The organism is Streptomyces sp. SM1 (assembly GCF_002910825.1).
GTDB classification, from domain to species: Bacteria; Actinomycetota; Actinomycetes; order Streptomycetales; family Streptomycetaceae; genus Streptomyces; species Streptomyces okerensis.
Map to the genome: position 1 here is coordinate 1 of NZ_NEUB01000478.1, position 7939 is coordinate 7939.

The 7939-nt window shown below is 72.8% G+C and carries 8 protein-coding genes; 2 read left to right on the forward strand and 6 right to left on the reverse strand.

Going from position 1 to position 7939, the window contains the following annotated elements; genetic code table 11:
• The 3 genes from B9S61_RS11915 to pdhA all read right to left on the reverse strand — a co-directional run.
• Nucleotides 1–349, reverse strand: a 349-nt coding sequence (locus tag B9S61_RS11915; protein WP_308457759.1) for a biotin/lipoyl-containing protein, incomplete at its 3' end; no start/stop codon positions are given.
• The gene (locus B9S61_RS11920; protein ID WP_103542231.1) at nt 349–1353 is read right to left on the reverse strand and encodes an alpha-ketoacid dehydrogenase subunit beta; all 1005 of its coding nucleotides are present in this window, start codon (nt 1351–1353) and stop codon (nt 349–351) included. The genes B9S61_RS11920 and B9S61_RS11915, both read right to left, overlap by 1 nt.
• Nucleotides 1350–2492, reverse strand: a complete 1143-nt coding sequence (gene pdhA / locus B9S61_RS11925; protein ID WP_103542232.1) for a pyruvate dehydrogenase (acetyl-transferring) E1 component subunit alpha — start codon at nt 2490–2492, stop codon at nt 1350–1352. The genes B9S61_RS11920 and pdhA overlap by 4 nt, the downstream gene beginning before the upstream one ends.
• A gap of 185 nt (nt 2493–2677) precedes the next feature.
• Between pdhA and B9S61_RS11930 the strand changes: the two genes are divergently transcribed.
• Complete coding sequence (locus B9S61_RS11930; protein WP_103542233.1) at nt 2678–3163, forward strand: Lrp/AsnC family transcriptional regulator; 486 nt, start codon at nt 2678–2680, stop codon at nt 3161–3163.
• 10 nt (nt 3164–3173) lie between these two features.
• On the opposite strand, the gene B9S61_RS11935 is transcribed toward B9S61_RS11930, so the two are convergent.
• Together B9S61_RS11935 and B9S61_RS11940 are read right to left on the reverse strand one after the other, a co-directional pair.
• Nucleotides 3174–3764, reverse strand: coding sequence for a TetR/AcrR family transcriptional regulator (locus tag B9S61_RS11935; protein ID WP_103542234.1), 591 nt, complete (start codon nt 3762–3764; stop codon nt 3174–3176).
• Nucleotides 3761–5275 (reverse strand): 3-hydroxyacyl-CoA dehydrogenase, encoded by a 1515-nt coding sequence (locus B9S61_RS11940; protein ID WP_103542235.1) that lies wholly within the window; start codon nt 5273–5275, stop codon nt 3761–3763. The genes B9S61_RS11935 and B9S61_RS11940 overlap by 4 nt, the downstream gene beginning before the upstream one ends.
• A gap of 161 nt (nt 5276–5436) precedes the next feature.
• Between B9S61_RS11940 and paaN the strand changes: the two genes are divergently transcribed.
• Nucleotides 5437–7128, forward strand: a complete 1692-nt coding sequence (gene paaN / locus B9S61_RS11945; protein WP_103542236.1) for a phenylacetic acid degradation protein PaaN — start codon at nt 5437–5439, stop codon at nt 7126–7128.
• Here the strand turns inward: paaN and B9S61_RS11950 are convergent.
• Nucleotides 7125–7925: an RNA methyltransferase gene (locus B9S61_RS11950; protein WP_103542237.1), complete on the reverse strand. Its 801-nt coding sequence runs from the start codon at nt 7923–7925 to the stop codon at nt 7125–7127. The genes paaN and B9S61_RS11950 overlap by 4 nt on opposite strands.
• Nucleotides 7926–7939: the final 14 nt, after the last annotated feature.

The window sequence follows — 7939 nt, forward strand, 5'->3', positions numbered from 1 at the left end:
CTTGGCCGCGGGCCGCACCGGAGCCCCCGGCGTCCGCGGCGTCCGCGGTGTCCGCGGTGTCCGTGCCCTCGCCCGTTCCGCCGCCCGTGCGGCCTTCGGAGGCCTCGCCCACCGCGACCGTCAGCAGCGGAGCGCCGACGGGCAGTTCGGTGCCTTCCGCGCCGAAGCGGGCGGTGACCACACCGCCGTAGGGGCAGGGCACCTCCACCATCGCCTTGGCCGTCTCCACCTCGACGACCGGCTGGTCCACGGCGACGACGTCGCCGACCTCCACCAGCCAGCGCACGATCTCCGCCTCGGTGAGCCCCTCACCGAGGTCGGGCAGCTTGAACTCCAGCACCTGTGCCATCAGCTCTCGGCCTCCCACTGCAGGCGCCCCACGGCGTCCAGGATCCGGTCCACACCGGGCAGGTGGTGGCGCTCCAGCATCGGCGGCGGATACGGCAGGTCGAACCCGGCCACACGCAGCACCGGCGCCTCCAGGTGGTGGAAGCAGCGCTCCATGACCCGGGCCGCGATCTCCCCGCCCGGGCCGCCGAAGCCACCCGACTCGTGGACGACGACCGCGCGTCCCGTCCGCCGTACCGAGGCGCACACCGTCTCGTCGTCGAACGGCACCAGGGAGCGCAGATCGACGACCTCGATGTCCCAGCCCTCGGCCCGGGCCGCCTCGGCCGCCTCCATGCAGACGGGTACGGACGGCCCGTAGGTGATGAGCGTGGCGCTGCGGCCCGGGCGCCGCACCACCGCACGGCCTATCGGTTCAACGGCCGTCGGCGCCTCGGGGTTCCAGGAGTCCTTCGACCAGTAGAGCCGCTTGGGTTCCAGGAAGACCACCGGGTCGTCGGAGGCGATCGCGGCCCGCAGCAGTCCGTAGGCGTCCGCGACGGTCGCGGGCGTGACCACGTGGAGCCCGGGGGTCGCCATGTAGTAGGCCTCGGAGGAGTCGCTGTGGTGCTCGACGCCGCCGATGCCACCGCCGTAGGGGACGCGGATGGTGAGCGGCAGGGGCATCTTCCCGCGCGTGCGGTTGCGCATCTTCGCCACGTGCGAGACGAGCTGCTCGAACGCCGGGTAGGCGAAGGCGTCGAACTGCATCTCCACGACCGGGCGCAGCCCGTACATGGCCATGCCGACGGCCGTACCGAGGATGCCCGCCTCGGCCAGCGGCGTGTCCGTGCACCGGTCCTCGCCGAACTCCTTGGCGAGTCCGTCGGTGACCCGGAAGACACCGCCGAGGGTGCCGACGTCCTCGCCCATGACGTGCACGGACGGGTCGGCGGCCATGGCGTCGCGCATCGCGCGCGTGAGGGCCTGCGCCATGGTGGCCGGCCTGACGGCGACGGTGGTCATCCCTGCGCCCCTTCCGGCCCGGCCTCGGCCGCCAGCTCGGCCCGCAGCTGCTCCCGCTGCTCCACCAGCTGGGCGGTGGGCTCGGCGTAGACGTGGGCGAACAGGTCCATGGGGTCGAGCACGGCGTCCTGGTTCATCCGGGCCCGCAGGTCGGCGGCCATGGCCTCGGCATCCTGACGGACGGTCTCGGCGGCGGCCTCGTCGAGCAGGCCGCGGCCGGTCAGCTCCCGCTCGAGCAGCGCGATCGGGTCGTGCCGCTTCCAGGCCTCGACCTCGGCGTCGCCGCGGTAGCGGGTCGCGTCGTCGGCGTTGGTGTGGGCCTCCACGCGGTACGTGATCGCCTCGACCAGGGTCGGGCCCCCACCCGCGCGGGCGCGGCGCACGGCGTCGGCCAGCACCTCGTGCACGGCGGCGGCGTCGTTTCCGTCGACCAGGCGGCCGGGCATGCCGTAGCCGACGGCCTTGTGGGCCAGCGACGGTGCCGCGGTCTGCTTGGCGAGCGGCACGGAGATCGCGAAGCCGTTGTTCTGCACGAGGAAGACCACCGGGGCCTGCCAGACGGCGGCGAAGTTCAGCGCCTCGTGGAAGTCGCCCTCGCTGGTGCCGCCGTCACCGACCATGGCGAGCGCGACCACGTCGTCGCCCCTGAGACGGGCGGCGTGCGCCAGCCCGACGGCGTGCGGCAGCTGGGTGGCGAGCGGGGTGCTCAGCGGGGCCACGCGGTGCTCGTGGGGGTCGTAGCCGGTGTGCCGGTCGCCGCGCAGCAGGGTGAGTGCCTCCACGGGGTCCACCCCGCGGGTGACGACGGCGAGGGTGTCGCGGTAGCTCGGGAAAAGCCAGTCGCGCTCCTCCAGGACCAGGGCGGCGGCGACCTCGCAGGCCTCCTGGCCGGTGCTGGAGGGGTAGACCGCGAGACGGCCCTGCTTGGTGAGGGCGGTGGCCTGCGCGTTGTAGCGGCGGCCTCTCACCAGCTCCGCGTAGAGCCGGCGCAGCAGCTCCGGGTCGGCCCCGGCGGCCGCCTCGGTGCCGAGGACGCGGTACGGCTCCGTGTCCGGCAGCAGCGGCGCGGGGTCCGTACGGGGCTGCCAGGCGGGCGGCGGGGTCGGCCGGTAGGCCCCCCGCTGCTCCATGACCGTCATGACGGCACCTCCTCGTGGGATGTCGGAGGCGCGGCGTCTGTGACGCGCCTCACCAACCGATTGTTCGGTCGCCGGCACATTTTGGCTACGGGTGGCACCAGGCTGTGGACAAACGGTTCTCCACACCCTGAGATGGACGCAGGACGTCCACGGCGGAGAGGTGGGGGCGGGTGGCATCTGAACAAATGGCCGGGGGCCAGGAGGGGAGGGGGCCGCTCGTGCCGCCGCGGCCCCTGGACAGCATCGACCAGGACATCCTGCGGATGCTCCAGGCGGACGGCCGCGCGTCCATACGTTCGATCGCCGAACGGGTGCACGTCTCGCGCGCGAACGCGTACGCGCGGATCAACCGGCTGGTCGAGGACGGCGTCATCCGCGGCTTCGGGGCCCGCGTCAACCATGAACGGGCCGGCCACGGGACGTCCGCCTACATCACCCTGAAGATCGTCCAGAACTCCTGGCGCACGGTCCGCGAGCAGCTCAGGGAGCTCCCCGGCGCCTCCCACATCGCCCTGGTGGGCGGGGACTTCGACGTCCTGCTGCTGGTGCACACGCCGGACAACCGCGCGCTGCGCGAGGTGGTGCTCACCCGGCTCCAGGCGATCCCCGAGGTACTGAGCACCCGCACCCTGCTGGTGTTCGAGGAGGAGGACCTGGAACCGCAGGGGTGAGGGATGGCCCTCAGGGCGCCTTGCGCAGCCCCCCGAAGGCCAGCTGCACCACCGCGTCGGCCACCTCGCGCTCGTTCATGCCCCGCCCGTCCGGCCGGTACCACTCCGCGATCGAGTTGATCATCCCGAAGACCAGCCGGGTCACCAGGCGCACCTCTATGTCCTCGCGCACGTCCCCCTCGGCCGCCGCCGCCTTCAGCAGGGCGGCGACCCGGTGATCGAACTCGCGCCGCCGGTCCAGCGCCCACCGCTCGGTGGCCGTGTTGCCGCGCACCCGCAGCAGCAGCGTCACGTACGGCAGCTCGGCGATCAGCACCTCGACCATGCGCCGTACGACGTACTCCAGCCGCCCGGCGGCGCGCCCCACGCGCGCGTGCTCCTCGTCGAGGATCCCGAAGAGCCCGTCCAGTGCCCGGCTCACCGCGCGGCGCAGCAGTTCCTCCTTGCCGGCCACGTGGTGGTAGATCGACGACTTGGAGATGCCCGCGGCCCGGGAGAGGTGCTCCATGGAGGTGCCGTCGTAGCCGCGCTCGTTGAACACCTGGACGGCGACGGACAGCAGCGTCTCCGGGGTGTACGTGTCACGCCTGGCGGTGGTCACGGGGTGTCCTCCCGCTTCTCGGTGGCGCACGCGTGGCGGGAGAGCGCGAGGGACGGCGCGTAACGGCCGGACGGTTCACGCTCGTGCAGATCCGCGAGCAGGGAGCTCGCCCAGACGCGGCCGAGGCGGCGGCCCCATGCGAAGGGGCCGAGGGGGTAGCTGACGCCCAGCCGCATCGCGGTGTCGACGTCGTCCTCGGTGGCCACGCCGCGGGCGACGGCGTCGTGCGCGAGGTCGATGATCCGGGCCACCGTCCGCGCGACGATCATTCCGGGGACGTCCCCGATGACGCTGACCTTCTTGCCGAGGGCCTGGAACAGGCCGACGGCCTCGGCGACGGTCCGCGCGGAGGTGTCCTGGCAGTGGGACAGGGCGATACGCGTGGCCGTGCGGTAGTCGAGGGCGAGGTCGAAGTAGACGACGTCGAGGAACTCCACGGAGGTCTGGCCGTCGGCGAGCACCAGCTGTCCGCCGCCGGGAAGCACCAGCCGGGTGCCGCCGTCCTCCTCCCGCGCGCGGACCTCGATGTCCGCCTCGCCGATCAGGGCGAGCAGTTCCGAGGCCGGTCCCAGATCGCCCTCGGCGACGACGTACGCGGGCGGTTCGGCGGGCTCGGCGGTGTGCGGTTCGGGGCGCTCGGCGCCTTCCCCGTGGTCGTACCAGCCGCGCCCGGTCTTGCGGCCGAGCCGGCCGGACTCGACCAGCCGGCGCTGTGCCAGGGACGGTGTGAAGCGCACGTCCTGGAAGAAGGACCGCCACACCGAGTGGGTGACGGACTCGTTGACGTCCTGGCCGATGAGATCGGTCAGCTCGAAGGCGCCCATCCGGAAACCGCCGGACTCGCGCAGGACCGCGTCGATGGTGGCCGGGTCGGAGCCCTGGGACTCGTACACCGCGAAGGCCTCGGCGTAGAAGGGCCGGGCGACGCGGTTGACGATGAAGCCGGGCGTGTCGGCACAGGCGACGGGTGTCTTGCCCCAGGCGCGGGCCGTCTCGTACGCGCGCGTGGCGCTGGTGACGTCGGTGGCGAAACCGGAGACGACCTCGACGAGCGGCAGCAGCGGCGCGGGGTTGAAGAAGTGCAGGCCCACGAAGCGTCCGGGCACGCGCAGGGCACCGCCGATCGCCGTGACCGACAGGGAGGAGGTGTTGGTGGCGAGCAGACAGTCGTCGGAGACGATGTCCTCGAGCGCCCGGAACAGCTCCTGCTTGACGTCGAGCCGCTCCAGGACGGCCTCCACGACCAGGGAGCAGCCGGCGAGCCCGGTGAGCTCGTCGACGGACTGGAGACGGGCACGCGCGGCGTCCCGCTCGGCGGCGCCGATCCGCCCCTTCGCCACCAGCCGGTCGAGCCGGGCGCCGATCGCGTCGGCGGCCTGCCGGGCCTGCCCGGGGGCGGCGTCGTACAGCCGCACGGGATGGCCCGCGACCAGCGCCACCTGGGCGATTCCCTGGCCCATGGTGCCGGTGCCGACCACGGCCACGGGACTGCTGAGGTCGAGTGCTGTCATGTGCGCGATCCTCCCGCACGGGGTTCTCCACGGATGCGGCGGACCCCCTTGTCCCGACCGATCGTTCGGTTACCCTAACTCTGACCGCCCGTTCCTGACTACGTTTCCGCACAGGTCCATGAGCTCGACGAAGAGTTCCTGAGACGAGGAGTTGGTCCCGCATGGCCGCCGAACTCACGGCGCACGAGCTGATCGCCCGCCACCGTCCCACCCTGGACCAGGCGCTGGAAGCGATCCGCACGCGCGCGTACTGGTCCCCGCACCCCGAGCACCCCAAGGCGTACGGGGAGAACGGCAGCCTGGACATGGCGGCGGGCAAGGCCGCGTTCGACGCCCTGCTCGGCACCCGCCTCGACCTCGGCCAGCCGGGCACGGACGGCTGGGTGGACGGAGAGACCTCTCCCTACGGCCTCGAACTGGGCGTGAGCTACCCGCACGCGGACCCTGACGAGCTGCTGCCCGCCATGAAGGCCGGGATGCGCGCCTGGCGCGACGCGGGCGCGGAGACCCGCGCGGTGGTCTGTCTGGAGATCCTCAAGCGGATCAGCGACCGGACCATGGAATTCGCCCAGGCGGTCATGCACACCTCCGGCCAGGCGTTCATGATGGCGTTCCAGGCGGGCGGCCCGCACGCGCAGGACCGCGGCATGGAGGCGGTGGCCTACGCGTACGTGGAGCAGGTCCGCACGCCGGACACCGCGGAGTGGACCAAGCCGCAGGGCAAGCGCGACCCGCTCGCGCTCACCAAGCACTTCACGCCGGTCCCCAGGGGCGTCGCACTGGTCATCGGCTGCAACACCTTCCCGACGTGGAACGGCTACCCGGGCCTGTTCGCCTCCCTTGCCACCGGCAACGCGGTCCTGGTCAAACCGCACCCCCGCGCGGTGCTGCCGCTCGCGCTCACCGTCCAGGTGGCCCGTCAGGTGCTCACCGAGTCCGGTTTCGATGCGAACCTGGTGGCGCTGGCCGCCGAGCGCCCGGGCGAGGGCATCGCCAAGACCCTCGCCACCCGCCCGGAGATCCGGATCATCGACTACACCGGCTCCACCGAGTTCGGCGACTGGCTGGAGGGCAACGCCCGCCAGGCGCAGGTGTACACGGAGAAGGCCGGCGTCAACTCGGTGATCGTGGAGTCGACCGACGACTACCGGGGCATGCTGGCCAACCTGGCGTTCTCCCTGTCCCTGTACAGCGGCCAGATGTGCACCACCCCGCAGAACCTGGTGATCCCACGCGGGGGCATCGGCACCGACCAGGGTCACAAATCCTTCGACGAGGTCGTCGCCGACCTCGCGCAGGCGGTCGACGGCCTGCTCGGTGACGACACCCGCGCGAACGCGCTGCTGGGCGCCATCGTCAACCCGGACGTCAAGGCCCGCCTGGAGGCTGCCGCCGGGCTCGGCGAGGTCGCCCTCGCCTCCCGCGAGATCACCCACCCGGAGTTCCCCGGCGCGGTGGTCCGTACGCCGGTGATCGTGAAGCTGGACGGTTCGAAGCCCGACGCCGAGGCCGCCTACATGAGCGAGTGCTTCGGTCCGGTCTCCTTCGCCGTCGCCGTCGACTCGGCCGACGACGCGGCCGGGCTGCTCCGGCGCACGATCAGGGAGAAGGGCGCGATGACGGTCGGCGCCTACACGACCTCCCCGGAGGTCGAGGAGGCGGTGCGTGAGGTCTGTCTGGAGGAGGCCGCCCAGCTCTCCCTGAACCTCACCGGCGGGGTGTACGTCAACCAGACGGCCGCCTTCTCCGACTTCCACGGCTCCGGCGGCAACGCGGCGGCCAACGCGGCCCTGTGCGACGGCGCCTTCGTGGCCAACCGGTTCCGTGTGGTCGAGGTCCGCAAGGAGGCCTAGAAGGCGTGCGGTGCGCCCCCGGCGGCGCTCCAGTGGAACAGCGTCATGGCCACACTGGTCGCAAGGTTGTAGCTGGAGACCTGGGGGCGCATCGGCAGTGCCACCAGATGGTCGGCCCGCGCGCGCAGCTCGGGCGAGAGTCCGCTGCGCTCGGAGCCGAAGGCGAGCAGCGCGTCGTCGGGCAGCTTCAGCGAGCGGATGTCCTCGCCCTCGGGGTCGAGTGCGAAGACCGGCCCCGGCGGCAGCTCCCCGACCGCCGTCCGCTCCACGGCGGTGGCGAAGTGCAGCCCGGCCCCGCCGCGCACGACGGTGGGGTGCCAGGGATCGAGCGTGCCGGTGGTGACGACCCCGGTCGCCCCGAAACCGGCGGCCAGCCGGATCACCGCGCCCGCGTTCCCGAGGTTGCGCGGGTTGTCCAGGACCACCACGGGCGCGGTGCGCGGGCTGTGCGCCAGCCTCTCCAGGTTGCCCGCGCGGGAGGGGCGTACGGCCAGCGCGGCCACGGCGGTGGGGTGCGGGCGCGGCACGAGCGAGGCGTAGGTGTCGTGGGGCACCTCGGTCAGCAGCGCCGCCAGTTCCTCCCGTACGTCCCCGGCCAGTTCACCGGCGAGCGCGAGCGCGGCACCCCGGTCCGCGGTGAGCGCGACCCGCACCTCGGCCCCGAAGCGCACGGCGTGCTTGAGCGCGTGGAATCCGTCGAGCAGGACGGCGTCGGCCGCCAGACGGTGCCAGGCGGACACCGGGCCGGCCCGGTCGTCGGGTCGTCCCGCGGTGCGGTCGGGGTCGGGGTCGGTCATGGCGTGCAGCCTAC